Genomic DNA, 24861 nt, shown 5'->3' with positions numbered 1-24861 from the left:
ATTTTAAGATTCTTGGATTTTGTCCCAGTACTTCTTTGCTTTGTATTTTGTTGTTTTTTCAAATGTTTCGTTGACATAGACGATATTTCTTTGGGCATCTGTGATGACCACAATGTTGTCACTGTGTTCTATGGCATATTTAAATGCCAAAAGTTCTTTTTTTGTTTTGTTTGACTGAAGATGTGAAAAATAAGTACAAATAAAATCGAAACAGTTACAAGGAAAAATACTATCATCAGCCATGTCTGGTGCTGCAAGTCTTTTTCATAGTCAAGTGTTATATGACGCTTGAGTGCTTCGAGTTGCCTGTAAAGCGGATTTGTCTGTACTTCTTGTGAAACCTCTTTGAGTGATTGGAGTGTTTGGAGCATTACTTTTGCGTGCATATAAAAAGTATAAAGATATTGACTGTTTTTATTGCGGGCAATTATTTTAAGTTCATGAAGCTTTTTTTGTATGGTTTTTTTATCTATATATTCACTTGAAGCATATCGCAAGATATAAAAAAGAGCTCATTTGTAAGGTTTTTGCCTGAAGAGAAATATCAGCAGCATTGGAAATTGTCGTATGCAGATCAAAAAGAAAATGGGAGCTGTTTATAAGAGCAGAGTTTTGTGCTTTGAAGTATTCTAAATCATCAGCTTTTTTTTGAAAATTTTGTGCAATTTTTTCTAAAAGAGGTGCAGTATTTTTATTGTATTTTTGCATATCCTGACGCAGGCTTTTTAAAATTTTCTCAAATTGTTTTTTTTGCTGGTCAACTGTATCATAATTTGTGAATTTATTTGCAGTGAATGTAAAGTCATTGAGTTCTCTGTCTATAAGTTGCAGTTGGGTTATTTTATTGCTTTGGAGTGAAAAATGACTCATGTTTTCTTTGATTTTGTAGCCGTTTACAAACATTATAAAAACAAAAAGGATGAAAACAAAGAGTATGAATGTAGTTTTATCGGTATGCTTTAACTTTTCTATCATTCTGGCTCAATATTTTTAGGAAGTTCACCGTTGAGAGACTGTAAAAAAGCAGTTATTTTCGCAATCTCCTCTTTTGTAATGTGACGACCGAGTTGATACTGAGACATAATTTCTACCGCTTTTTTCAAATCATAGGTACGCCCGTCATGGAAATAGGGTGCCGTCCTTGCAATATTTCGAAGCGAGGGGACTTTAAAAAAGTATTTGTCCCGCTCTTTATGGGTAATATTGTATCTTCCCAGCCACTCGGAATTTGATTCATTGAAGATACCAAATTTGTTATAAAGATTGCCGCCAATGTTCTCTCCGTGATGGCAGCTTACACACCCCTTTGACTTAAAAAGTTCATATCCCTCTTTTTCTTTTTGAGTGAGAGCACTTTTGTCACCCCTGAGATATCTGTCAAAGCGGGAGTTTGGCGTGATGAGTGTTTTTTCATATTCCGCGATGGCATCTGTAATATTATTTTTGGTAATACCGTCATTATAAATTGCATCAAAAAGTTTTTTGTATTTGCTTTTTTTGAGTTTTGGTATGATCTCTTCAAAGCTAGAACCCATTTCAACAGGATTTTCAATAGGTCCAATGGCCTGTTCCTGCAGATTTTTTGCCCGACCGTCCCAAAACTGTCGAAAATTAAAAACAGCATTATAAACAGTAGGTGCATTCACTGAGCCTTCTTGCCCTTGAATACCAAAAGAGAATTTTAACCCGTCATCTCCGCCATTGTGTAAGTCGTGGCAGCTTGCACAGCTGATAGTATTATCATGCGATAAAATAGGATCAAAAAAGAGCGCTTGACCGAGTTTTGCCTTTGCCTGATTGACCTGTACACTTTGCGGTAAAGGTGTAATAGGCTCATTTGCCGTTAGCAAAGTAACATAAAAAGAGAAGATGAGAATTATTATTTTATACATACTGTAATATTATCACAAATAACCTAAAACAATATTTCATTGTCCGTACATATGTTTTTTCGTTTTACTCGTAGCAACAGCTTCAAAAGGATTTTGCGGCCAATAATGCCTTTTGTATTTTCCCCGTAACTCTTTTGCGACCTCGGCATAAGAGTTCTCCCAAAAGCTTTTTAAATCATAAGTGATTTGTATGGGTCGCATAGCGGGTGTGAGGAGATGCATCTGTAAAGGGAGTGTGCCGTTTAACACTTTGGGTGTTTCATGAAGTCCGAACACTTCTTGTATCTTTACATGTAAAGAGGGTTTGTGAACGTCGGTGTAATCTATATGAATACTTGAACCGCTTGGTACTGTAATACTTTGGGGTACCTGGTGTCCAAAAGCTGCTGCTGTTCCCATGTCAAGAGTGAGCGTAACAGCGCATAAATATCTAAACTTTCCAACTCTTTTATGCTTGCAATGTTGTCAAGATGAGGCTCCAGCCAAAGGTCAAGTCTCTCAAGCAGCGCTGTATCACTAAAGTCTGCAAACTCTTGATGATGGTGTAAAAAATTGACTCTTTCTTTGAATTTTACAGCTTTTTTGCTCCATGTCAAAAGTTCCAGACCCTCTTTTTTTATTAACTCTGTAAGCAGCTTTTGAAAATCTTGCCCTTTTGCAACCTGTATCGGTTTTGCAAAAAGGAGCAGTTTTAAAAAGTAAGTCTCTTCTCTTATGTCAAACTTCTTGTTCTCTTTATTGTAGTTTATTGTTTGTTTGGTGTGCATAAAGGAAGAAAAGTAGTGCTCAATCTGCGTCATTGTTACACTCAGTGCCAGATTTATAAGTGAGTCTTTGGCATGTGCATGAAGATTTGCCACAACCAGGTACTCTTCATTGCGCAAAGTGTCTTCGTCATGAAGCATGGCGCCTTTTGCGTTGCTGAGTATGTATTTGTTACTGTTGCTGTCTCGCCGTCTAGCGAGTCTGTCAGGGTAGGCAAAAAGGAGCAGTACCCCGAGTATATCTTTGTCAAGTGAACTGTTTTTTTTGTGTACCTGTTTGATATATTTGAGTTTTTTATAAAAAAACTCTGCTTCGCGGAGTACTTCTTTGGCTCTGAATGTATGGATATAGCTACTGTTGAAGTCTTGCTCAATAAGATGTATATATCGCGGCAGTATGTCACTCTCTTTTGATGCATTTTAAAAATATCTTTTTCTCCCAAAAGTGAGGCCAGCAGACAGGCTTCATAGGCAAAGCCCAAATCATTTGCTTTTAAAATCATATAGGAAAATCTTGGATGCAGTCCCAGACTCAGAGCATCTCTGCCAAAAGCGGTGATTTTGAAAGAAGTATCAAGCATTGCGAGCGCCTGTAAAATTTTTTTTGTTTTTTGAGTAGTGTCGGGATGCGGAATATCCAAAAATTTCAGTTCGCAAAAGTCATCAACACCCCATAAAGCCAAATCCAGCATCAGTGAGCTTAAATCCGTCCGGAGTATTTCGGGTTTTGTGGACGGTTGCAGTATTTTTGATGCATGCCACAGCCTGTAGCAGACTCCGTTTGAGAGCCTTCCGGCTCTGCCTGCTCTTTGAACGGCGGCATCTTCTGAGACAAAGGACATTTCCAAATGATTCATCGCATTGGCATGGTTGTAGTGTGAGAGCTTCTCCAGACCCGAGTCTATCACGACTGTCACGCCCTCTATGGTCAGAGATGTCTGTGCAATGTTTGTACTGAGTATGATTTTTCGTTTTGAGGAGGAGGAGAGTGCCCTGTCCTGTTCTTTTTTTGAGAGTGAAGAGTAGAGCGGTACAATGAGGAGATCTTTGCTAACGGTATTAAGAAGTGCATTTTGCAAATTTTTTATCTCTTTGACTCCTGGCAAAAAGACTAAAATATCTCCTGTATGCTTTTTTAATGCCTGCAGTGTCGTTTTGAGAAGCAAAGCATTCAAAGAGCGTGCGTCAGGTTGTTTTGTTTTGATGTCAAGATATATATTTTGTACATCATATCTTTTCCCTTTTGAAGTTATCACGGGAACATCACTGAGCAGGGAGGAGATTTCGTTTGCATTGAGTGTGGCGGACATAATCAGGATTTTCAACTCATCACGTAAGAGTTCCTGTACCTGCAAAGACAGCGCAAGGGACAAATCAGTGTGAATACTGCGTTCATGAAACTCATCAAAAACAATCATAACTACATCATCCAAAGTCTGATTGCTTTGGAGTTTGCGTACTAAAACAGCTTCGGTAACAACCAGAATTTTGGTGTTTTTTGAATAAACACTGTCCATTTTTATCTGATAGCCCACACGCTCTCCAAGTGGTTCACCCAGAAGTTTCGCCATTTGCGAAGCAACCATCCGGGCAGCCACGCGCCGCGGCTCAAGCATAATGATCATTTTGTTTCCAAGCCAGGCTTCATCAAGCAAAGAGATAGGCACAACAGTGCTTTTTCCTGCCCCGGGAGGAGCCTGTAAAACAAGCCTGTTATTATTTTGCAGTGATTTTTTTACATCTTCTAAGACGTCATGTATCGGTAGGTTTATCATATAGAGTATTATAGCATTTTATCCAAATAATTTTTTCTTATTTAAATGTTTATAAAAACTGATACTGCTTTTGCCAGTGTGTAATTTTTACTCACTTTTATTATTAATTTATATTATAACATCAAAAAATTATAAAAATTATATTTTCGTGATACAGTTACGGTAAATTTTTAAAATATGGAGTAAAAATGAACAAAACATCACTTATACTGGTTGCAGCAACTTTGGCTGTATCACTTGAAGCAGGTACTTTTTCAAACTTTTTTGACAGAGTTTCTAAAAAAGGGCATTCTATAAAAGTTGTAAGGGGTTTGAACCACGATCAAAAAAGTTATAAAGATAATGAGTACGGTCTTGTAAATGCAGACGTTGCTGCAAAGTGGATTAATGACTGGGAAGCAAATAAACCAGCAGGTGTGAACGGGCGCCTGTTTGTGATGCAGGTAGGACTTTTGCCGGGAAGCAAACCATTTGTGAAGCATGACGATGTGCATGTATTTACTTTTGACAGAACAGCAGGGTGTACTACAACAGGCGATATTCGCAATGACGGAATTTCTGATATTCCTATGCCGATTTTTTCAGGCGGTATGACAGGTATGGACGGTGCTTTTTGGGCATACGATATCAATCCGAATGAAGATATGCTTTTGGTTGTAGTCGCATCAGATGATCCTCAGAATATGGCACTGGCATCACGCTTTTTGTGGACAATGAGTTATTGGGGAATGAAAGAGGATCATGTTTCATTAATGAACGGAACGGCAATGTATATGTTTGATCCTGAGTTAAACCCTCGTATAAAAAGAGCGGGTGTAACGAGCAAAGAGTCAATGTTTACAGAGATGGGGTCTGAGTATTTGATGGCTCCGGGCGGAAAACTTGATTTTGGTGACGCAAAAAGCGGTCGTGCACCGGCACAGCGCCAGAACTTTGAATCTATAAAAACACTGCCTACCCAACCAAACTTCTCATTGTTTGCCAGTATGGAAGATATAATGAATGTAGTTGATGCAAACCAAAAATCTGATGTTATTATTGATGGCAGAAGTGCGGCTGAATACAATGCTGAAATCGAAGTTAAAAGAAGCAAAACAGAAACAAAAGAGTGTGGTGTAAATCATGATAAGCAGTGCTATTCCGCGTTTGAAGGACATATCAGAGGTGCTGTTAATCTCGAATACCGCAGTGTTATTAACACTCAAGACTTTGTCAAAGATCTTAATGGTGACGGCATAGTCGATGAGCGTGATGCATCGATGACTTTTCTCTCAAAAAGAGAACTTAAAAGAACATTTAGAAAATTAGGCGTAAAGCGTGACAGTGATGTATATACATACTGCAGAACAGGTACCCGTGCATCGCTTGTGACTTTTGCATCGTATGAGATTTTAGGATACAAAACACACATGTATGACGGTTCATGGATTCAGTGGTCAAAACTTGCAGATGCGGTAGATACTTACGCAAAACAAATGCTTCCGGAAGATTCACCATGGAGAACAGATGTTTCGCGCTATACAGAAAATATAAAATATAACGATTCTGTTGATGTGGGACCGGCTTCTGCAACACTTTATCCTTATGCGCCTGAAGGTTCAGGAAACCGCATTGTAGAAGAAGATGAAGCCTATCGTTTTGACTTCTAGGTTTTAATATGCAATAGGGGAGGGGAGGTCCCTCCTTGTGTCGTTATTTTGCAGTGCGCTTTTTACATCTTTCAGCGTAAAAACTTTGCAACTCTCGGGTTGCGTTTGACTGCTTCCTGTTTTGCTTTTTGTGTCGCATTAATAATATTTTTGATAACAAATGGATTGAGTTTCACTGCTTCTAATTGCACTTTTTCTGAAGGGTAAGTGATAAATTTAATGATTTGCGGATTATGTCTTACTGCGACTATTTGTGCTTCTTCGTCAAATGATTCAATCAGTTTTGTTAATGCTATGTTAAAGCTGCCGTCTTTCATAATCTTGTTTACTGCAAGAATCTGAATCTCTTTCGTTGGATTTTCAATCTCTTCAATAGCTCTTGGAGAGGTTTCCAGTGCTGCTTTTTGTACCTTATACGAAGGGGCTTTTATAAATTGTATTTTCCACCAGTATTGTGTAACCGCTTTGATTTGTTCTTCTTCACTGAGTGAAGAGTAATACTTTGTTCTTTCTTGTATCTGTTGTGCATAGGAAAGGTTTTTTGGCTGGGCACATCCGGTAAGAAGTACAAATAAAGCAAGTGCACTGAAAGCAAAAAATTTCATTAAAGGTGCCATAAGTAGTTTTCCTCTTCCTGCCAGCCGTCAATCTCATCAATAATCTGTCCACTGGGTGCATCTATAATATAGGTAACCGGTGAAAAAGGTCTGATAAGTTTTTTGGGAATATTTTTATCTGTATCGCGATTTATTATAAGCTTTATATACTTTTTGTTGATATAGTCTCGTATATCTTTTTTTATTAAAATAGTATCTACCAGACGATGACAAAAAGGACATCCGTCACTTACCAGAATTACAAGAAGGTCTTTATTCTCTTTTTTGGCAATGTTAACAGCTTTGTTGTAATCTCTTTCATATCCCATATACTCTGCAAAAAGATTGTAATCATCCCAATAGTTGGCATACAGAGAAATTGACAGTAAGGGCAATAATAATAGTTTCTTATAAAAATTCATGTTTTTATTTTAGCATAAAATGATAAATAAGGAATTTGATGGACAAAACGAATATGTGATGGTGGAGCATAGCGGGATCGAACCGCTGACCTCTTCGCTGCCAGCGAAGCGCTCTCCCAGCTGAGCTAATGCCCCATATATATTTGTAAGTATCGTAAATGTTTTTTGATTTTATAAATGGTGGACCCTCAGGGATTCGAACCCTGGGAGGTGTTACCCTCGCCGGTTTTCAAGACCGGTGCATTCGACCAACTCTGCCAAAGATCCACATTTGTAGTTATGATTAAAAAACTGGAGGTGCCACCCAGATTTGAACTGGGGATAGCAGCTTTGCAGGCTGCGGCCTTACCACTTGGCGATGGCACCAGTTTCAGTTAATTATCAGTGGTGCCCGGGGCCGGACTTGAACCGGCACAGTATTGCTACCGGGGGATTTTAAGTCCCCTGCGTCTACCGATTTCGCCACCCGGGCAATATATTGAGTGTACCACAGTTTAACAATCTTAAATTAAATGGAGCGGGAAACGAGGTTCGAACTCGCGACCCCAACCTTGGCAAGGTTGTGCTCTACCACTGAGCTATTCCCGCAATTTCAGTTTACAATTTGTAAGTGAGCCGGAATTATAGCTTTTTTTTTTTGCTTTGTAAAGAGTTTTTAGTTAAAAATAGTAAAAAAGTGCTATAATCGCATTCATATTTTAAGATGTAAACTACTATACAGGGATTTTTTATGAGAAGTGATATAATCAAAAAGGGCTTTGATAAGGCGCCTCACCGTTCATTGTTGCGTGCTACCGGTCTAAAAGATGAAGATTTTGACAAACCGTTTATCGGAATTGCAAACTCTTATATTGACATTATTCCAGGACACTTTTTCTTGCATGAATATGGTGAAATAGTAAAAGAGGCCATCCGTGAAGCAGGCGGTGTGCCATTTGTATTTAACACAATCGGTGTTGATGACGGTATTGCCATGGGGCATGACGGTATGCTTTACTCTTTGCCGTCACGTGAAATTATTGCGGATTCTATTGAAACTGTTATGAATGCGCACAAACTTGATGCGATGATTTGTATCCCTAACTGTGACAAAATTGTTCCGGGTATGATTATAGGGGCACTCCGTGTGAATGTTCCTACTATTTTTGTCTCCGGTGGGCCTATGGCTGCGGGACACAAAAAAGACGGTACGCCGATTGACCTTGCAACTGCATTTGAGGCAGTCGGTCAGCATGCCGAGGGTAATATGACGGATGAGGAGCTGTATGAGATAGAGTGTGAAGCCTGTCCTTCCGGCGGAAGCTGTTCGGGTATGTTTACAGCAAACTCTATGAATACTCTCTGTGAGGCGATGGGAATCGCATTGCCTGGTAACGGAACTGTTTTAGCCATGACACCTGAGCGGATTGCAATGGTGAAAAAAGCGGCAAAACGTATTGTCGAGCTTGCAAAAATGGAAAATAACGAAAAATACAATTTTAAAAATATTTTGAATGAAAAAGCAGTGCATAATGCATTTACCGTAGATATGGCTATGGGCGGAAGTTCAAATACCGTACTGCATATGCTTGCCATTGCCAAAGAGGCAGATGTTGATTTTAAAATAGAAAATATTAATGCAATTGCAGAAAAAGTTGCACACATTGCAAAGATTTCTCCGTCATTAACAACTGTTCACATGAAAGATATAGATGATGCGGGCGGCGTCAATGCGGTAATGAAAGAGGTTTCCAACAGAGGCAATGATGTCTTGCATCTTGATGCACTGACTGTTACCGGTGAAACTATCGGCGAGAGAATTAAAGATGCCGAGATAAAAGATACAAACATTATTCATACAAATGAAAATGCCTACTCTCCTGTTGGCGGGCTCTCGATTTTATTTGGAAACCTTGCGACTGAGGGTGCGGTTATTAAAGCAGCCGGCATTGTAGACTCTATGAGACACTTTAAAGGTACGGCTATCTGTTTTAATTCACAGCAAGAAGCAATAGACGGAATTATGGCGCACAAAGTCAAACCCGGCAATATTGTAGTGATTCGCTATGAGGGTCCAAAAGGCGGTCCCGGTATGCAGGAGATGCTTGCCCCGACGGCACTTATTCAGGGTATGGGGCTTGGCGAGAGTGTTGCGCTTATTACCGACGGGCGTTTTTCTGGCGCTACCAAAGGGGCTTCCATCGGGCATGTTTCTCCTGAAGCTGCCGAGGGCGGACTGATCGCATTGATAGAAGACGGTGATGAGATAGAACTTGATGTGGACAAACACATCTTACAGTTAAATGTAGACGGCGAAGAACTTGCAAGAAGAAAAGACCATTATGTTCCTTATAAAAATGAAGTAAAATCAAAATGGCTGAAACGTTATCAGTTGCTCGTCTCTAATGCATCAAACGGTGCTGTATTAAAAACAGAATTATAAGAAGGAAAATATATTTTGAATGAAATTGCTATAAAAAGAGACGGTGAAATTATAGATACACAGACAGCAAAAGAGCTGGGCTTTGAGGGTGAGCAGATTCACCTTGACAACTCTCCTGAGTCTTTGGAAGTTCTGCGTCACTCAACGGCACACCTTATGGCTCAGGCTATTAAGTCACTTTATCCTGATGCTGAATTTTATGTGGGACCGGTTGTCAAAGAGGGTTTTTATTATGACTTTAAAACTTCTGCTGAAATTGGTGAGGCTGATTTAAAGAAGATTGAAAAACAGATGCTCTCTTTTGCTAAGAAAAAGTACCCGATAGAAAAGTATGAAATTACAAAAGAAGAAGCGATAGAGAAGTTTAAAAACGACCATTTAAAGCTTGAAGTCATGAAAAGAATTCCGAGTGATACAGTCAGTATTTACAAGCAGGGTGAGTTTGAAGACCTTTGCCGCGGACCGCACCTGCCAAATATCGGTCTTATCCGATACTTTAAACTGACAAAAATCTCCGGTGCCTATCTTGGCGGAGATTCCAAAAACGAAATGCTTACACGTATATACGGTATAGCATTTGCAACAAAAGAAGCGCTTAAAGAGCATATGACAATGCTGGCCGAAGCTGAAAAACGGGACCACCGCAAACTCGGCAACGAGATGAAACTGTTTACCTTTCGTGAAGAAGTCGGTGCCGGTTTTCCTATCTGGCTGCCTGCCGGAGGGCGTTTGCGTGCAAGACTGGAGTCTTTACTTTTTAAAGCACACAGAAAACGCGGATACGAGCCTGTACGCGGTCCTGAAATGCTCCGTTCTGATTTATGGAAAACATCAGGGCATTATCAAAACTACGGTGAAAACATGTACTTTACCCATATAGATGAGCTTGAATTTGGGGTAAAACCGATGAACTGTGTCGGGCATATCAAAGTATATGAAGATGAACTGCACTCTTACCGTGATTTACCGATTAAATACTTTGAATACGGCGTTGTGCATCGTCATGAGGCAAGCGGGGCTTTGCACGGGCTTTTCCGTGTACGTGAATTTACACAGGATGATGCGCACATTTTCTGTCGTGCAGATCAGATTGAAGAACAAATCATTGAAGTAGTTGATTTTGTGGATAAAATTATGTCTACTTTTGAATTTGATTATAAAATGATGATTTCTACAAAACCTGAAAAAGCGGTCGGCAGTGATGAAGTGTGGGAAATTTCTACACAGGCACTAAAAAATGCAATGGATAAAAACGAACTGGCTTATGAAATAGACGAAGGCGGGGGAGCATTTTACGGCCCTAAAATTGACATCAAAATCACCGATGCCATCGGACGTGAGTGGCAGTGTGGAACAATTCAGCTTGATTTTAATCTTCCTGAGCGGTTTAAACTTGAATACAACGGCGAAGAGAATGATAAAATTCAGCCGGTAATGATTCACCGTGCCATTTTAGGCTCATTTGAACGCTTTATAGGGATTTTGACAGAGCATTATGCCGGAGAATTTCCGATGTTTATCGCCCCTACACAGGTAGCAATTGTTCCTGTTGCAGAAACACATAAAGAATATGCTAAGCTTTTATCAGATAAACTTATCGATATTAATGCCGATAGTGAAATCTATGCGAAAAATGATTCTTTAAACAAAAGAATCAGAACTGCAGAAAAAACCCGTGTTCCTATGATAGTTGTCATCGGGGATGAAGAGATTAAAAACAAAACTGTAGCCATTCGCGACAGACGAACTAGAGAGCAGTACAACTTAAGTGAAGAGGAATTCTTGAAACTTATACAAACTAAAATAAATGAGGTAAATTTTTGAGTAAAAACAAAGACCGCGTTATCATGAATGATGACATCCGTGTTCCAGAGGTGAGATGTAATGTAGATGGAGGTGAGTCTTTAGGCGTCATCTCTACTGATGAAGCTATGACGAAAGCAAATGAATTGGGCTTAGACCTTGTGCTGATTGCTCCAAATGCCAAGCCGCCTGTTGCGAAAATCATGGATTATGGCAAGTTTAGATACCAAGAAGAGAAAAAGCTTAAAGAGCAGCGAAAAAATCAGGTAAAAATTGTTGTCAAAGAGATTAAACTTTCGGTGAAAATTGCAGAAAATGACATTGCCTACAAGGTCAAGCATGCAAGAGAGTTCCTTGAAAAAGGCTATCATGTAAAATTCAGAGTCTTTTTGCGTGGTCGTGAAATGGCACATCCTGAAGCTGCAAAAGAGGTACTTATGCAGGTATGGCCTATGGTTGAAGACATCGCAGTCATGGAAAAACCGCCAAAATTTGAAGGACGTTATTACAATATGTATGTCGTTCCGAAGAAGTAACTTTTTTTCAATTTTCTTCTATAATAAAGCCTAAAGGCTTTATTATTTTCTTCTCTTATCAGTAAGATAACAATCAATTAACAAAAATAGTATTATAATTACATGTAATTTATTATATAAGGATTATTATGATTAGACGTATGCCGTGGTGGTTAGCCGGAATCTTAATGGCGTTGTTGGTACTGTTTACATTTTCAGTATTTGGAGCAAACAGGCCTTTTGGAGCATCAACCTATGTGCCTTATTTCGCAGGGATACTTTTTGATTTAAGTCCCGAAAAATACCCTTATCTCAAAGAGGTACATTTTGCCGGTGCCTGGGAAGGGGTAATGCTTTTGGGTGCTCTGACAGGCGGTTTTTTGACCTCTGTCTTTGTCACAAAAACTTTTCGTTTGAGTATTATGCCCACAGGCTGGAAAAAATATAAAAACTCTTCAGTCATATCACGGCTTGTTTGGAGTTTTGTCAGCGGTTTTTTTCTTATAATAGGTGCGCGCCTGGCAGGCGGATGTACAAGCGGGCATTTTTTAAGCGGGATGGCACAGACGGCTATAAGCAGTATGATTTTTGGCGGAGTAGTTCTTTTAAGTCTGATTATTACAGGAAAAGTATTTTATAAAAGTGAGGCAAATGATGTTTGATAGAATCTTAAACATGTTTACGACTGTCTCCAATGAATCCCACGGTTCGGTATTTGTCGTTTTTATGATAGGGCTTGTGTTTGGTGTACTGATTCAGTACAGCAGGGTGGACAAGTTTGAAAAAATTGCCGGTTTTGCAATGCTCAGAGATACAGTGGTGCCTAAAATGCTCTTTTTGGCAATAGGTTTAGCCTCTATAGGACTCTATTTTATGGTGGAAGCGGGATATGCATCGTACCATCCAAAGCCGATCATCTTAGGCGGACTGATTATAGGCGGTACGATTTTTGGTATTTCTATGGCAATACTGGGAAAATGTCCGGGAACCGGTCCCGTATCTATTGCAGAAGGACGCATTGATGTTCTTGTGGGAGCCATCGGCGGAATATTCGGCGGGCTGGTCTTTACTGTTTATTTCGATTTTTTTAAAAAAATCATGGGTGAGAGTCTTGGAAAAACAACCTTGGTATCCTACTTTCAGGGACATGAAAATTTAAGTGTCTTTATTTTTGGTATTGTTCTTATTATTGTGAGTATTGTTATTCCTCTTCGCCAAGAGTTTGATGAAGCGGATCTGCAACAGCTGCAAGAATAATATTTATTGATAAATATCATCTTTTCACCGGATTTTCTTCTGTATAATATTCCTTAAAAAAGGAAATAGATATGCAGCAGATACAAAGAATAGCAATACTGTTTGGAATTTTATTCCAGTTTGCAATAGCGCAAACACCAGAATTGGATACACAGGAATTTCCTTTAGAAGAATTGAAAAAACAAAATATTCAAATTGCTGCGCTCGCGGCAAAAGAGATGTCCAAAACACTGCCTCAAAAAGTCGACAGATATACTACTGTCACAAGTATCATTAATGACAAGAACATGCTGGTATATACATTTGTTATCGATACCGGCAAAAAAAGTGATGCAACTGTTCAAAAAGAAGACCACAGCAGAATGCAAAAAGCAATCACGACAGGTGTCTGTAAAACTTCAGAAAAATTTTTGCTTGCCGGAATTGATACTCTTTATGTTTACAAAAGCGAAAAAACAGGCAGGGTATTGTTCAGGTTTAAAATCACTCAAGAGAAATGCCCGAATCTAACCAGTCGATAAGTCTCTTATGCCGATTAAAAATATCATACGGTCTCAGAATTTTTTTTCCTCTTTGGAAGATGAAGACCTGGAGCGACTTGCATCCATATCCTTGCTGCATCATTATAAAAAAGAGTATATGCTTCAGTATGAAAATGAAGAGTGTAATGAACTGTTTTTTCTGTGCGAGGGTATGGCAAAAGCCTATAAAATTGACAAACACAATAATGAAGTTGTGCTGCACTACATATATGCAGATTCAATGATATCGGAGATTTCGGATACTGATGCTGAAAAACTCCGGTCCTTTTCAAATATTCAGCTGATTGAAGATTCCCAGGTTTTAAGTATAAATTATCAAAAATTCAAGAAGTATTTTTTAGAAACACATCTGTTGCAAAAGGAATTTACGGGTGAGATTGTAAAAAGATCATTACAATTACAATCTTTAATCAATCGGGAATTTATCTTTGATGCTGTTTCGAAGGTCAGCATGATGCTTTATGATGATTTGCAAATGTTTAACAAACTCAAGCGCCATGAGATATCCCTGATGCTGCATATTCAGCCGGCAACACTTTCACGTGTTCTTAACAGATTAAAACGAAACAATATTATTGATATAATACACGGGCAGGTAAAAATCATCAGTCAAAGAGGTTTGCAAAATATATACAAGGATAAAATTGATGACTAAAATAAAATTTCTAGGGGCATTGATTTTTTTTCTTTCCATAGTGCTTGCCCTGTACTCCAAACATATTGCTGCGCATAATGAAGCAAATTTGAGACTTTTGAAAGTGATTAACGAACAAAAAGCATTTACACAGGAGATTGCGAAAAATATCTTTTTTATGTATAAAAACAAAGATGCTTCAGTAGAAGAGTTAGACAAATATATACAGTCTTTTGTTGAAAATATGAACAACAAAGATGAGATACTCGATAAGATATTTTCAAAAGATATCAAACAGGAGTCGGAAAAAATTATTTCCCTGTGGAATAACTTTTATCTGCTTGTGCAAAAATTCAGAGATGCCTCCCGGATACACAACGGTTATACAAACATTGTAATTGACAAACTGGTCAAAGATATCTATGATACAAATCTGCAGCTTGTAGTAGAATTCAACAAACTGATAAAAATGCATAAAAAATATTTTGACACACTGCAGCATAAAAATAAAACTATTCAAGTTACGCTGTTTGTTGTTTTGCTTCTTTTGCTTTTATACCTTTTTTCCCAATTAAAATCTTTGCTTGGATTTATTCAGAAATTTCTCCATACTTCTAAAAAAATTGTGCAAAAATCAACGGTACTTGGTGTGGAGCCGATAGAAGAAAAGAGCAGTATTGCTGATGTGACACAGGCAGCGGATGCTTTTAATTTTCTTGTTCAAAAGATAGACAAATCAATTGAAAATTCGAGCAAGTCCATCCAGGCTGCTTCTAAATCACTCGAAGAGACAGAAAAAAGTATAGAGGATTTGCTGGAATTAATTGCTGTGATGGATGAAGAAAACAGACTTGACAAAAATTTGGTAAAAAAAGAGGATATCCTTATCGAATCTTTGGAAGAACTCACTACATCTCTGCAGAAACTCCATTCTCTGAAAATACATTTGGACAACTTTAAAAAATAAAACTAATTGAATAATTTGACCAAGGTCAAATTATTAGATGCCTTTGTGTATTAAGATTTTTCTATCATTTGGGAAAATTTCTCAAAATGAAAGAAAAAAGGAGAATACAATGGCTACTCATTTAAGTAAGCTGACTTCACTTATTTTAGGCACTTCACTGATGGCGACTGTTGCGTCGGCAGCTATCGGCGGTGAACTGCAAAAAGTAATGAAGGCAAGGGGACTTACGGAAAACGATATTATTCATGCTGCAAAAACATACACACCAAGCGGTGGCAGAGATGAATTTATTGTATTTAGTTCTGGTGGACAGTCCGGACAGATAATTGTCTACGGTGTTCCATCTATGAAAATATTAAAATATATTGCCGTATTTACGCCGGAACCATGGCAGGGCTACGGATATGACGAGGATTCCAAAAAAATCCTGGCACAAGGAAAAATCCGGGGAAAATCAATCACCTGGGGAGATACGCACCACCCGGCACTCTCTGAGACAAAAGGGGTGTATGACGGAAAATGGCTTATTATCAACGATAAGGCAAATCCTCGTCTGGCTGTAATTGATTTAAATGATTTTGAAACCAAACAGATTGTTGTGAATCCTGTTTTCAAATCAGAACACGGCGGCTCTTTCTTTACGCCAAACTCAAAACATATTTTAGAAGCATGTCAGTACGCTGCGCCGTATGACAATAACTATCACCCGATAGAAGAGTACAAAGAGACATATCGGGGCGGTGTGACTGTATGGAGTTTTGATCCAAAAATCGGTCGTATCAAACCAAAAGATTCATTTACGATTGAGATGCCTCCTTATATGCAGGATTTGAGTGATGCCGGAAAAGGCGCCTCTTTTGGATGGGGTTTTACAAACTCTTTCAATACAGAGATGTACACAGGCGGTATAGAAGTCGGAATGCCACCGTTTGAGGCAGGAATGTCAAGAAATGATACTGACTTTTTACATGTATACAACTGGAAAAAACTCTACCAGCTTTCTAAAAACAAAAAAAATGTAAAAGTTGTCAACGGAATGAAGGTTATTCCTATGAGTGTGGCAGTGGCCAACAATGCACTGTTTTTAATTCCTGAACCGAAATCTCCGCACGGTGTTGATGTCTCTCCTGATGGTGAATACATCACTATCTGTGGAAAACTTGATACACATGCTTCTGTTTTTAAATGGAGTAAAATCAAAAAACTGATTGATAACCATGAATATGCAGGAAAAGATCCTTACGGGATTCCTATTTTGGATATGAAAAAATCTTTACACGGTCAGGTAGAGTTGGGTCTTGGGCCATTGCACAACCAGTATGGCAAAAACTGGAAAGACGGTGAAATCTATACGTCACTTTATGTGGATTCACAAATTGTAAAATGGAACTACAAAACACTGAAAGTCCTTGACAAAGTCAATGTGCATTATAATGTTGGACACCTGTGCAGTATGGAAGGAAAATCGGCTGATCCGCAGGGAAAATATGTAATTTCTTTGAACAAACTTGCTATTGACAGATTTAATCCGGTTGGTCCTCTGCATCCGCAAAATCACCAGCTGATTGATATCAGAGGCAGAAAAATGGACCTTTTGTATGATATGCCGATTCCGTTGGGTGAACCACACCAGGCGGTTGCAATTCGTGCGAGTAAACTGCATCCTGAAGTACGCTACAAAATGGGTACAAATCCGAAAACGGGTAAAATGCATGTAGGAAAAACGCTTGCAGGACAGGAAAGAATTGTAAGAAAAGGCAATAAAGTATATATTTACGGTACATTGGTCCGTTCCCATATTAATCCTGAACGGGTTACTGTGAACAAAGGAGATACTGTAATCTTTTATCTGACAAATCTTGAAAGAGCAGAAGATGAGACACACGGTTTTACAGTAGATAACTACAATGTACACGGATCATTGGAACCGGGAGAGACTGTAGAACTTAAATTCAAAGCGGACAGAGAGGGTGTCTTCCCTTACTACTGTACAGAGTTTTGTTCTGCCCTTCACTTAGAAATGATGGGTTATCTGATGGTCAAAGATCCAAACAAAAAATATGTCAGCGCACAAAAGCTTAAAATGAAAAAAATGTCAAAAGCTGAGCTTAAAGCCGAGTATGAAAAGACTGTAGCTGTGAACAATGCAACAGATGCGGTTATTCAGTCTGTTGTCAAGTTCCTAAAAGAAAATCATTACGAAAAATATCCTACAGTCAAAGCACTTGTAGAAGATGCACTTGACCAGTACGGAAAAATTCCGGAACAAAAGAAAAAAGCTGATGAAGCCGTCAAAAAAGGCGACTATGAAAAAGCAATTCTTTTTGAAAATATGATTTGGCAGTATATGGTCAAGACGGCAGATGTCGGTATCCGTGCCAAAGATTTGTTAGTGAAAAAAGTTGCAACAAAACAGTCTCCTGCTGCTGCTGCCGGTGAACGGGCATTTGGCGAAGGCGGATGTGGCGGTTGTCATGTTATCGGTAAAGTATCTTCTGGGCCAGACCTCACAGGTGTTTTACTCCGTCATGAAAATGCTGAGAAATGGGTCAAAGACTTCATTATGGATCCTGCATCCAAATATGATGATCCGTATGTGAAAAGTATGATAGATTACTTTAATCTAAAAATGCCGAATCAGCATATGAATGAAAAAGAAGTCAAAAATATCATTGAATACCTGAAATGGGTCGATGAGAATGCAAATCTGTTTTAAACACAACAGTATGTCAACAGGGAGGAGGAATGCTTTTTTTCCTCCTCCACAATGAAAAATTGATATATATCATTAAATTTACCCCAAACAATTAGATACAATTAACTAAGTCTATATTTAAGTTTATAATCACTTATAGTAAAGGAATAAAATATGCATCCAAGTCTCATAAAAGCCAAAATATTTGCCACAATAGCTTTACTGATTTTAACATTTTCATTTACACTGCCAATGATAGCTTTTCACGGAACCTTGAATAAAATAGAAGAAGGGAAGGCAAATGAAGTCTCATCGGTCAGTAAAAGTGTATGGAATCTATACAACAAAGGAAGATATAAAAGCGTTGCAACACCTAAAGACGCCAGAAACAATTTAGAGAAGATGATAGAAGAAGGGGCTGAAATCGGTCCGGCATCTCTGCCTATCTGGGCGGTTTCTCTCGAAGCTCCAAATTATCCGAAAGAGGCATTTCCGGAAGGGATACCTGTCTTTTTCCATTTTGACGGATACAGTGGAGAAGTACATGAAATGAATACAATCAACCACTATGTGGGTATGGACCCTATGTGGGCAGGCGGTCATATAGAACGTGCAATCGGAATTTATGCTCTTTTATTTCTTTCTTTGGGAATTATTTTGTTTATTGCCTATGATAAAAAAATCTTTAATTACATTATGCTGATTCCTGCCGCACTGCCGCTTATCTTTATAGCTGATTACTCCTACTGGCTGTATCATTTTGGGCACAGTCTGCATGACTGGGGTGCTTTTAAAATCAAGCCTTTTATGCCGACTGTGTTTGGTGACGGAAAAATAGCACAGTTTACAACACACTCCTACCCAACCATTGGTTTTTACATGCTGTTGCTTATCAGTTTTTTCAGTATTTTGGCTTTTTTCGCAAAACAGAAAGCTTTTAAAGAGATGGAAGAGAAATAAAATGCTTCTAAGAATATTTGTATTGCTTTTGTATTGTAACGGATTAAATGCAAATATTCTGCAAGAAGCTATAGACAAAGCTCCTGCAGGCTCAATTCTGAAACTCCCAAAAGGTATATACAAAGGCTCTGTTGTCATTAACAAACCGCTCTCAATCATAGGGCAGGAAGCAGGTGTGATTATTGACGGAGAGAATAACGGAACGGTCATAACAAGCAAAAGCTCGTATGTGACATTAAGAAATCTGACGATCATCAACAGTGGTGACAGGCATGAGAATGTTGATGCGGCTATTGCAATGAGTGAGTCCAAACAGTGCGAGATAAGCAACTGTACAATCAAAAACTGTCTGTTTGGCATAGATCTGCAAATGGTCGACAACTCTATCATTCAAAACAATACCATCAGTTCAAAACCTTTTGCTTTGGGGCTTAGAGGAGACGGCTTAAAGCTGTGGTATTCCAATGACAATATTGTCCGGGGCAACAGACTGATCAAATCACGGGATATGGTTGTCTGGTACTCCCACGGAAATCTGATTGAGGAGAACTTTGGAAAAGACGGCAGATACTCTTTGCATTTTATGTATGCGGGAAAAAACATTATAAAAAACAATTACTACGAGCTCAATTCTGTGGGTATATTTTTTATGTATTCGCAAGACTCCATAGCCGTGGGCAATGTGATTAAAAGCTCTCAGGGTGCCACAGGAATGGGCATAGGCTTAAAAGATGCATCCAATTTTACGATAAAAGACAATACGGTCATCTACTGTGCACAGGGACTTTATATAGACAGATCCCCTTTTGAACCGGGAACACACAATACAATAGTGGGCAATAAGATTTTGTACAATGCCGAGGCAATGCATTTTCACTCCCTGAGTGAGAATAATATTATTAAAAACAATATCATACAGGGGAATATAGAGGATATTGTCAATGACAGCAGAGGCAGCAAGACAAACGAAAATGAAATATCGGGAAATTACTGGGACAAATATGAAGGTTTTGATAAAAATCACGACGGCATAGGCGATACACCGCATAAAGTGTATCAGTATGCTGACCAACTGTGGGTTTATAACTCTAATGTGAAATTTTTTTATGCTTCACCGGTTATCTCACTTCTTAATTTTTTGGCAAAACTGGCACCTTTTACGAAACCGCTTTTTTTGATGGAAGACAAGAAACCAAGAGTGGTAAAACCATTATGACTCAAGTTAACAAAAAAGGAACACTATGGCAAAGCAAGTAAAAACAGACAGAAGAGAATTTATAAAGTACTCTACATTGGGTGTTTTGGGACTGGTTCTGGGAGGCGGTATTGTTTTGAGCCCGTATTTGCAGGCAAAAGAGAATCGGCTTCGTCCGCCGGGGGCGGTTCCTGAAAAAGAGTTTTTAGGTTTATGCATTAAATGCGGGCAGTGTCTGCAGGTGTGCCCGTACCACTCTATAAAACTGGCAGATATTGCCAAGGGAGCAGGCGAGGGGACGCCTTACATAGATGCAAATATCCGGGGATGTTATGCCTGTGATGCCGTTCCTTGTGTGCTGGCCTGTCCAAGCGGTGCTTTGGACCACAGTTGCTCAAAACCCGAAGATATTCAGATGGGAGTTGCCGTACTGGAATTTCCCGATACCTGTCTGGCAATGACAAATACTCCGGTACCAAAAGGCTACAATGACAAAATGAAAGCCTTTACCGCCTCTGTCAACAATGTGACAAGTCAGGAATTGCAGCTTCTTGAAAAATTTGACGGGTATGAGGGAAAAGAGTGTACGCTGTGTGCCGATATGTGCCCGGTTCCCAATCCTTTAAGTGCCATCGCTATGGTTCCGGATGCGCAGGGAGGGAAGCGCCCTGAAATATATGACGGGTGTATAGGATGCGGAGCCTGTCAGGAGGTCTGCCCGACGCAAAAACCGTCGATAGTCGTCAAACCAAGAGTAACATACGAACAGTATTATGAAAAAACAACATAGGAAATCCCATGAAAACAGATAAAAGAAAAAAGAGTATGAAGGGTTTTGTTCTTACTTCGTCGTTGGTCTTGCTGACACTTTTAAGCGCATGCAGTGACTCAAAAGAGGACAGATCACAAAAAGAGCAATCTCTGTCTGCTAAAAATCAAAAGAGCAGTCCAAAGATTGAAATAGTTGAAAATAAAAATGCGCATGCGGTGAAAGTGGCCCGGCAGGAGAATGGAAAAACACAGAATAACTCGTTTTATTATGATTACGGAGAGAAAGAGAGTGTGCAGGAAGTCAATACAAAAAAGCGTACTGACATTGATGCCAATTTACATGTACGCAGCCCCTATGAACAGATTCAGGTCACGATGCTGGTAAAAAAACTAAGCAAAAACTTTATCGTCAGATGTGCACCTTGTCACAATGATTATGCAAACGGGGTTATCGGGCCGTCGCTTCTGGAGAGAAAAGCGGACTATATATACAATAGAATTCAGGATTTTAAAACCGGAAAGAAGTCCAATCCTTTGATGAATGACCTTATCCAGATGATGAGTGACGAACAGATTAGAGCTATGGCAGATGAAATATATGCCTTTAATAAAGAGATTAACAAGATGAGGGGCAGAGAATGAAAAATATAATTGTAGGAATCTTAACACTTGTAATTTTTGGACTGATGGCGTGGACGGCTATGAACGGAGGTGCATACAACGGAGGCGAACACGGAAAAATTATTGCAGATATCGGCAACAGAACAGCTGCTGTGCAAGAGAGCCAACCACAGGAAAAGAGTGACAGAGAAAAAGAGAACGAAGCATTAAGTGCATTGCGAGAGAAGGCCGGCAATGTTGCAGGTTTTAAAGTAAGTGATGCGTACAAAAGCAAATGTGCTTCCTGTCACGGTGTAGACGGCAGCGGTATGCAGTACGGGAAAAAACTGATGGGACCGAAGCTCTTCGGACAAAGTGCGGAGACAATTTACAAAAAACTTGAAGACTTTAAATCGGGAAGAAAAGAAAACCTGGTGATGAAAGGGCTTTTAATTCATATGACACAAGAGGATTTACGCAGGTTTGCCAATGAAATAGGTGAGTTTCCGGCAAGAGCACAAGCAGTGAAACAGGAATAAAAATGGATAAGTATCATAATAGAGAGACGATAAAAAGAACAACTTTCTGGTCAACATTCTATAACACAACAAAAGAGGGGAAAAAGGTTCTGAGCTACAGAGCCAAAAGATGGATTCTTGTTATAGTAATTCATCTGATGTTCTTTTTATCTTTTGCTGTGGATATTCAAATGCTTGAAGGAACATTAAACGGTTCACGTTTTTTAGGCTTTCACCTGATTGATCCTTTTACAACTTTAGAGATGCTGATGGCAGAGCACCATCTGCATATAAACATCATTATCGGTGTGAGTACGATTGTGCTGTTTTATATTTTGGTTGGGGGCAGGAGCTATTGTGCCTGGGTCTGTCCTTATGGAATATTGAGCGAAATAGGCGAAAAATGGCATGATACGCTGGTGCATAAAAAAATTATAAAAGAGAGAAGGTTTGATCATCGAATCCGTTATGCTTTTTGGGTGATTTTTCTTATACTCTCATTTACAAGCGGCTATCTTGTTTTTGAAACATTTAATGTCGTGGGAATACTCTCCCGTGCAATTGCGTACGGCTGGAGTCTGGCACTTGTCTGGGTTTTGGTGGTGCTGGCTTTTGAGGTCTTTTTTTCACGCCGGGCCTGGTGTACATATATCTGTCCGATAGGCACAACCTATGGTATGATAGGAAAAGTCTCCGCATTGCGTGTTGAATGGAATGACAACTGTGACCACTGTATGGTCTGTCATGATGTCTGTTTTGAAAATCAGGTTTTGGAAATCACAAAGGCAAAATATGACAAACAGAGAGAAGAAGAAGGCATCACAAGAGAGTACATTACGGGTGCGGACTGTACTTTATGCGGAAGATGTATAGATGTTTGCCATGAAGATGCGCTCAATTTCGATTTTCGATTAAAAAGTTTGGTGTAAATTATGATTCAGATATCCCATGTAACAAAAAAATTCGGACAGAATATTTCCCTTGACAATGTCAGCTGTGAATTTAGGAAAAACGAATCCATAGCACTTATGGGCGCAAACGGTGCAGGAAAAACAACACTCATCCGTTCGATTTTGGGATATTACCATCCTGATGCCGGAGAGGTGCTGATTAACGGATTGAATCCTGTAAAAAAGAGAGTCGATGTTTTGTCCCATATCAGTTTTGTGCCGCAGCTTCCTCCGCCTATCAAGCTCAGTATTGACGAACTGATACAGTATGTCTGTGTGAGTGCCGAGGTGGACAAAGAGTTGGTGAAACATTATGCGAATGAAATGAAACTCGATATAAATGCCAATTTGAACAAATCATTTTTCAAACTCAGCGGAGGAATGAAACAGAAGCTTCTTATCGCAATCTCTTTGGCAAAGAAGAGTGACATTATCATATATGATGAACCGACGGCAAACCTTGATCCAAAAGCCAGAGATGATTTTTACAGACTGCTCAGGCAAAATGAGCAGGAGAAGGTTTTGCTCTTTGTAACGCACAGGCTTGAAGAGGTAAGAGAGTTGGTCAACAGGCAGATCTATATGGATATGGGAAAAATTGTATCAGATGAGAGATTTTAAATGAAAAATTTATATTTAATTGCATACTTGGATTTAAAAGAGTCAATCCGGGCGAAATGGTTTTTAGTCTATTCCCTTGTGTTTGGCGGTCTGATTGCCCTGTTTTTTATTGCAGGGGTGACGGAATCGCAGGTAATGGGATTCAGCGGGCTGAGCCGTCTGCTGTTGATGTATATTCAGATAACGATTGTTATTTTGCCTATATTTATTTTGATTACTACGGTTCGTTCCATCTCGGGGGACAGAGACAGTCATATTTTGGAGTATATGCTCTCTTTTCCTATCTCTTTAAAGCAGTATTACTGGGGGAAGATTATCGGGCGTTTTATTACCGTCTATCTGCCTGTTGTTTTTGCGATGGTGATTGCCGTTGTCTACGGTGCTTTTAAGGGAGCCGAAATTCCCTGGGGTATTTTCTTTTTGTATACCGGGCTTTTGTTTGCGATGAGTGCCACATTTCTGGGCATTGCTTTTTTTATCTCCTCTTTTGTAAAATCTTCCGAAGTGGCTTTGGGTATCGCATTTTTTATTTGGATATTTTTACTGGCATTTATAGACATTGCCCTTATATCACTGATGATGCAGGAGCGTTTTAGTGAAGGTTTGATTATCACCATAGCACTGTTAAACCCTATGGAGATTTTCCGGGTGGCAGCCATATCACTGTTTGATCCACAGTTGACAGTGATGGGCCCGGTTGCCTATTATATACTTGACTCTGTAAGTCAGACAACTTTTGTACTGCTTGCTATTGGGTATCCTCTTGTTTTGGGGATTGGGTTTGCGTATCTTGGATATAAAATATTTGAGAAAAAAGATTTGGTCTAGGAGCTGTTATGAAAAAAATTATGAGTATGGTCCTGTTTGCAACACTGTTGTTTTCGTATGAGATGAATTATGACAAAAATACGACAGGGCTGATAAGACAGATGAAAGTCTACAAATATCCGACATGGGTCGCGAAGATAGAACTGGCAAGCGGAAAGAAAATATTTTTTGTTTCTCCAAAATCCATGTTTGAATTTTATTTTCGGCCTGCCGCATGGCCTGAATACGGCATAAAACAGGAGAGTGATTTCAAAAACATCTATGTGACTGATTTTGCAACGGCAGAACCTATCAAAGCCAAAGGTGCCTTTTATGTGTACGGAAGTGATACGACCTCTCCTTCGGGTGATGACCTGGTGCCTTTTGACTCATATAAAAGAGCGGAAGAGTTTGCAAAAAGGCACAAGGGAAAACGCATTCTCGGATTCAGAGAGATTAACAGAGGACTTATCAACTGGCTCAACGACAGCCTGTAGGAGGGAAAA

28 protein-coding genes and 5 tRNA genes are annotated in these 24861 nt (G+C 39.2%); 19 read left to right on the top strand and 14 right to left on the bottom strand.

The window, feature by feature from the left end:
- Window positions 1–3: 3 nt before the first annotated feature.
- The 7 genes from MLC44_RS12435 to MLC44_RS12405 are packed head-to-tail and all read right to left on the bottom strand — an operon-like array spanning window position 4 to window position 4431.
- Window positions 4–150, bottom strand: coding sequence for a PAS domain-containing protein (locus MLC44_RS12435; RefSeq protein WP_434657613.1), 147 nt, complete (start codon window positions 148–150; stop codon window positions 4–6).
- Complete coding sequence (locus tag MLC44_RS12430) at window positions 129–497, bottom strand: hypothetical protein (protein ID WP_434657611.1); 369 nt, start codon at window positions 495–497, stop codon at window positions 129–131. Before MLC44_RS12430 ends, MLC44_RS12435 begins: the two co-directional genes overlap by 22 nt.
- Window positions 478–975 (bottom strand): DAHL domain-containing protein, encoded by a 498-nt coding sequence (locus MLC44_RS12425; protein ID WP_434657608.1) that lies wholly within the window; start codon window positions 973–975, stop codon window positions 478–480. Before MLC44_RS12425 ends, MLC44_RS12430 begins: the two co-directional genes overlap by 20 nt.
- Window positions 972–1892: a cytochrome-c peroxidase gene (locus MLC44_RS12420; protein ID WP_434657606.1), complete on the bottom strand. Its 921-nt coding sequence runs from the start codon at window positions 1890–1892 to the stop codon at window positions 972–974. The genes MLC44_RS12425 and MLC44_RS12420 overlap by 4 nt, the downstream gene beginning before the upstream one ends.
- Window positions 1893–1928: 36 nt before the next feature.
- Window positions 1929–2291, bottom strand: coding sequence for an ATP-dependent helicase C-terminal domain-containing protein (locus tag MLC44_RS12415; protein WP_434657604.1), 363 nt, complete (start codon window positions 2289–2291; stop codon window positions 1929–1931).
- Window positions 2216–2797: an ATP-dependent helicase C-terminal domain-containing protein gene (locus MLC44_RS12410; RefSeq protein WP_434657601.1), complete on the bottom strand. Its 582-nt coding sequence runs from the start codon at window positions 2795–2797 to the stop codon at window positions 2216–2218. Before MLC44_RS12410 ends, MLC44_RS12415 begins: the two co-directional genes overlap by 76 nt.
- Complete coding sequence (locus MLC44_RS12405) at window positions 2713–4431, bottom strand: helicase-related protein (protein ID WP_434657599.1); 1719 nt, start codon at window positions 4429–4431, stop codon at window positions 2713–2715. Before MLC44_RS12405 ends, MLC44_RS12410 begins: the two co-directional genes overlap by 85 nt.
- 188 nt (window positions 4432–4619) lie before the next feature.
- Between MLC44_RS12405 and MLC44_RS12400 the strand changes: the two genes are divergently transcribed.
- Window positions 4620–6080, top strand: coding sequence for a sulfurtransferase (locus MLC44_RS12400; RefSeq protein ID WP_434580529.1), 1461 nt, complete (start codon window positions 4620–4622; stop codon window positions 6078–6080).
- 71 nt (window positions 6081–6151) lie between these two features.
- Here MLC44_RS12400 and MLC44_RS12395 read toward each other — a convergent pair whose 3' ends face one another.
- From MLC44_RS12395 to MLC44_RS12365, 7 genes are all read right to left on the bottom strand, one after another.
- Window positions 6152–6697 carry a hypothetical protein gene (locus MLC44_RS12395; RefSeq protein WP_434657597.1) on the bottom strand — a complete coding sequence of 182 codons (546 nt, stop codon included), beginning with the start codon at window positions 6695–6697 and terminating at the stop codon, window positions 6152–6154.
- A complete protein-coding gene (locus MLC44_RS12390) occupies window positions 6685–7071 on the bottom strand; it encodes a thioredoxin fold domain-containing protein (RefSeq protein ID WP_346389758.1) in 387 nt (128 codons plus the stop codon). Before MLC44_RS12390 ends, MLC44_RS12395 begins: the two co-directional genes overlap by 13 nt.
- 86 nt (window positions 7072–7157) lie before the next feature.
- A tRNA-Ala gene (locus MLC44_RS12385) sits at window positions 7158–7233 on the bottom strand.
- A 43-nt stretch (window positions 7234–7276) separates the two neighbouring features.
- Window positions 7277–7365, bottom strand: a tRNA-Ser gene (locus MLC44_RS12380).
- A 25-nt stretch (window positions 7366–7390) separates the two neighbouring features.
- Window positions 7391–7464 (bottom strand) — tRNA-Cys (locus MLC44_RS12375).
- Between the two features lie 19 nt (window positions 7465–7483).
- A tRNA-Leu gene (locus MLC44_RS12370) sits at window positions 7484–7570 on the bottom strand.
- Window positions 7571–7611: 41 nt separating this feature from the next.
- Window positions 7612–7686: transfer RNA gene (locus MLC44_RS12365), tRNA-Gly, on the bottom strand.
- Window positions 7687–7828: 142 nt separating this feature from the next.
- Between MLC44_RS12365 and ilvD the strand changes: the two genes are divergently transcribed.
- The 18 genes from ilvD to MLC44_RS12275 all read left to right on the top strand — a co-directional run bounded on the left by ilvD (window position 7829) and on the right by MLC44_RS12275 (window position 24852).
- Window positions 7829–9520, top strand: a complete 1692-nt coding sequence (ilvD, locus tag MLC44_RS12360; protein WP_434657594.1) for a dihydroxy-acid dehydratase — start codon at window positions 7829–7831, stop codon at window positions 9518–9520.
- A 15-nt stretch (window positions 9521–9535) separates the two neighbouring features.
- Entirely contained in the window at window positions 9536–11344 is a 1809-nt protein-coding gene (gene thrS, locus MLC44_RS12355) for a threonine--tRNA ligase (RefSeq protein WP_151899391.1), read from the top strand.
- The gene (gene infC / locus MLC44_RS12350; protein ID WP_188110014.1) at window positions 11341–11859 is read left to right on the top strand and encodes a translation initiation factor IF-3; all 519 of its coding nucleotides are present in this window, start codon (window positions 11341–11343) and stop codon (window positions 11857–11859) included. The genes thrS and infC overlap by 4 nt, the downstream gene beginning before the upstream one ends.
- A 128-nt stretch (window positions 11860–11987) precedes the next feature.
- Window positions 11988–12500, top strand: coding sequence for a YeeE/YedE thiosulfate transporter family protein (locus tag MLC44_RS12345; protein ID WP_346389757.1), 513 nt, complete (start codon window positions 11988–11990; stop codon window positions 12498–12500).
- Window positions 12490–13095, top strand: coding sequence for a YeeE/YedE thiosulfate transporter family protein (locus MLC44_RS12340; protein WP_230973288.1), 606 nt, complete (start codon window positions 12490–12492; stop codon window positions 13093–13095). Before MLC44_RS12345 ends, MLC44_RS12340 begins: the two co-directional genes overlap by 11 nt.
- Window positions 13096–13166: 71 nt before the next feature.
- Complete coding sequence (locus tag MLC44_RS12335; protein WP_434657591.1) at window positions 13167–13616, top strand: hypothetical protein; 450 nt, start codon at window positions 13167–13169, stop codon at window positions 13614–13616.
- Between the two features lie 7 nt (window positions 13617–13623).
- Window positions 13624–14292, top strand: coding sequence for a Crp/Fnr family transcriptional regulator (locus MLC44_RS12330; protein ID WP_151899394.1), 669 nt, complete (start codon window positions 13624–13626; stop codon window positions 14290–14292).
- Window positions 14285–15238: a hypothetical protein gene (locus MLC44_RS12325; protein WP_151899395.1), complete on the top strand. Its 954-nt coding sequence runs from the start codon at window positions 14285–14287 to the stop codon at window positions 15236–15238. Before MLC44_RS12330 ends, MLC44_RS12325 begins: the two co-directional genes overlap by 8 nt.
- 109 nt (window positions 15239–15347) lie before the next feature.
- Window positions 15348–17954 carry a Sec-dependent nitrous-oxide reductase gene (nosZ, locus tag MLC44_RS12320; protein WP_434580520.1) on the top strand — a complete coding sequence of 869 codons (2607 nt, stop codon included), beginning with the start codon at window positions 15348–15350 and terminating at the stop codon, window positions 17952–17954.
- A 153-nt stretch (window positions 17955–18107) separates the two neighbouring features.
- Window positions 18108–18893 (top strand): cytochrome C, encoded by a 786-nt coding sequence (locus tag MLC44_RS12315; protein ID WP_151899397.1) that lies wholly within the window; start codon window positions 18108–18110, stop codon window positions 18891–18893.
- A 1-nt stretch (window position 18894) separates the two neighbouring features.
- Window positions 18895–20109, top strand: a complete 1215-nt coding sequence (locus MLC44_RS12310) for a nitrous oxide reductase family maturation protein NosD (RefSeq protein ID WP_151899398.1) — start codon at window positions 18895–18897, stop codon at window positions 20107–20109.
- Window positions 20110–20134: 25 nt separating this feature from the next.
- The gene (locus tag MLC44_RS12305; RefSeq protein WP_434580519.1) at window positions 20135–20878 is read left to right on the top strand and encodes a 4Fe-4S dicluster domain-containing protein; all 744 of its coding nucleotides are present in this window, start codon (window positions 20135–20137) and stop codon (window positions 20876–20878) included.
- A gap of 8 nt (window positions 20879–20886) precedes the next feature.
- A complete protein-coding gene (locus tag MLC44_RS12300) occupies window positions 20887–21501 on the top strand; it encodes a c-type cytochrome (RefSeq protein ID WP_230973289.1) in 615 nt (204 codons plus the stop codon).
- On the top strand, window positions 21498–21998 hold the full coding sequence (locus tag MLC44_RS12295) for a c-type cytochrome (RefSeq protein WP_151899400.1): 501 nt from the start codon (window positions 21498–21500) through the stop codon (window positions 21996–21998). Before MLC44_RS12300 ends, MLC44_RS12295 begins: the two co-directional genes overlap by 4 nt.
- 2 nt (window positions 21999–22000) lie before the next feature.
- A complete protein-coding gene (locus tag MLC44_RS12290; protein ID WP_151899401.1) occupies window positions 22001–22906 on the top strand; it encodes a NapH/MauN family ferredoxin-type protein in 906 nt (301 codons plus the stop codon).
- Between the two features lie 3 nt (window positions 22907–22909).
- Window positions 22910–23548, top strand: coding sequence for an ABC transporter ATP-binding protein (locus MLC44_RS12285; RefSeq protein ID WP_151899402.1), 639 nt, complete (start codon window positions 22910–22912; stop codon window positions 23546–23548).
- Window positions 23549–24376, top strand: a complete 828-nt coding sequence (locus tag MLC44_RS12280) for an ABC transporter permease (RefSeq protein ID WP_151899403.1) — start codon at window positions 23549–23551, stop codon at window positions 24374–24376.
- Between the two features lie 8 nt (window positions 24377–24384).
- The gene (locus MLC44_RS12275) at window positions 24385–24852 is read left to right on the top strand and encodes a nitrous oxide reductase accessory protein NosL (RefSeq protein ID WP_434580515.1); all 468 of its coding nucleotides are present in this window, start codon (window positions 24385–24387) and stop codon (window positions 24850–24852) included.
- Window positions 24853–24861 lie beyond the last annotated feature (9 nt).

The sequence above is a fragment of the Sulfurimonas sp. NW9 genome, assembly GCF_051132275.1.
Lineage (GTDB): Bacteria > Campylobacterota > Campylobacteria > Campylobacterales > Sulfurimonadaceae > Sulfurimonas > Sulfurimonas hydrogeniphila.
This window is presented reverse-complemented; position numbering and strand designations above follow the sequence as displayed.

Excerpts from the sequence above, each read along its gene's own strand:
- MLC44_RS12330 (WP_151899394.1), top strand. The coding sequence starts at position 13,624 with ATGCCGATTAAAAATATCATACGGTCTCAGAATTTTTTTTCCTCTTTG.
- MLC44_RS12315 (WP_151899397.1), top strand. The coding sequence starts at position 18,108 with ATGCATCCAAGTCTCATAAAAGCCAAAATATTTGCCACAATAGCTTTA.
- MLC44_RS12395 (WP_434657597.1), bottom strand. The coding sequence starts at position 6,697 with ATGGCACCTTTAATGAAATTTTTTGCTTTCAGTGCACTTGCTTTATTT.
- MLC44_RS12310 (WP_151899398.1), top strand. The coding sequence starts at position 18,895 with ATGCTTCTAAGAATATTTGTATTGCTTTTGTATTGTAACGGATTAAAT.
- nosZ (WP_434580520.1), top strand. The coding sequence starts at position 15,348 with ATGGCTACTCATTTAAGTAAGCTGACTTCACTTATTTTAGGCACTTCA.
- MLC44_RS12400 (WP_434580529.1), top strand. The coding sequence starts at position 4,620 with ATGAACAAAACATCACTTATACTGGTTGCAGCAACTTTGGCTGTATCA.
- MLC44_RS12300 (WP_230973289.1), top strand. The coding sequence starts at position 20,887 with ATGAAAACAGATAAAAGAAAAAAGAGTATGAAGGGTTTTGTTCTTACT.
- MLC44_RS12325 (WP_151899395.1), top strand. The coding sequence starts at position 14,285 with ATGACTAAAATAAAATTTCTAGGGGCATTGATTTTTTTTCTTTCCATA.
- MLC44_RS12415 (WP_434657604.1), bottom strand. The coding sequence starts at position 2,291 with ATGGGAACAGCAGCAGCTTTTGGACACCAGGTACCCCAAAGTATTACA.
- MLC44_RS12425 (WP_434657608.1), bottom strand. The coding sequence starts at position 975 with ATGATAGAAAAGTTAAAGCATACCGATAAAACTACATTCATACTCTTT.
- ilvD (WP_434657594.1), top strand. The coding sequence starts at position 7,829 with ATGAGAAGTGATATAATCAAAAAGGGCTTTGATAAGGCGCCTCACCGT.
- MLC44_RS12345 (WP_346389757.1), top strand. The coding sequence starts at position 11,988 with ATGATTAGACGTATGCCGTGGTGGTTAGCCGGAATCTTAATGGCGTTG.
- MLC44_RS12335 (WP_434657591.1), top strand. The coding sequence starts at position 13,167 with ATGCAGCAGATACAAAGAATAGCAATACTGTTTGGAATTTTATTCCAG.
- MLC44_RS12290 (WP_151899401.1), top strand. The coding sequence starts at position 22,001 with ATGGATAAGTATCATAATAGAGAGACGATAAAAAGAACAACTTTCTGG.
- MLC44_RS12410 (WP_434657601.1), bottom strand. The coding sequence starts at position 2,797 with ATGCTTCATGACGAAGACACTTTGCGCAATGAAGAGTACCTGGTTGTG.
- MLC44_RS12340 (WP_230973288.1), top strand. The coding sequence starts at position 12,490 with ATGATGTTTGATAGAATCTTAAACATGTTTACGACTGTCTCCAATGAA.
- MLC44_RS12285 (WP_151899402.1), top strand. The coding sequence starts at position 22,910 with ATGATTCAGATATCCCATGTAACAAAAAAATTCGGACAGAATATTTCC.
- MLC44_RS12405 (WP_434657599.1), bottom strand. The coding sequence starts at position 4,431 with ATGATAAACCTACCGATACATGACGTCTTAGAAGATGTAAAAAAATCA.
- MLC44_RS12280 (WP_151899403.1), top strand. The coding sequence starts at position 23,549 with ATGAAAAATTTATATTTAATTGCATACTTGGATTTAAAAGAGTCAATC.
- MLC44_RS12305 (WP_434580519.1), top strand. The coding sequence starts at position 20,135 with ATGGCAAAGCAAGTAAAAACAGACAGAAGAGAATTTATAAAGTACTCT.
- MLC44_RS12275 (WP_434580515.1), top strand. The coding sequence starts at position 24,385 with ATGAAAAAAATTATGAGTATGGTCCTGTTTGCAACACTGTTGTTTTCG.
- MLC44_RS12295 (WP_151899400.1), top strand. The coding sequence starts at position 21,498 with ATGAAAAATATAATTGTAGGAATCTTAACACTTGTAATTTTTGGACTG.
- MLC44_RS12420 (WP_434657606.1), bottom strand. The coding sequence starts at position 1,892 with ATGTATAAAATAATAATTCTCATCTTCTCTTTTTATGTTACTTTGCTA.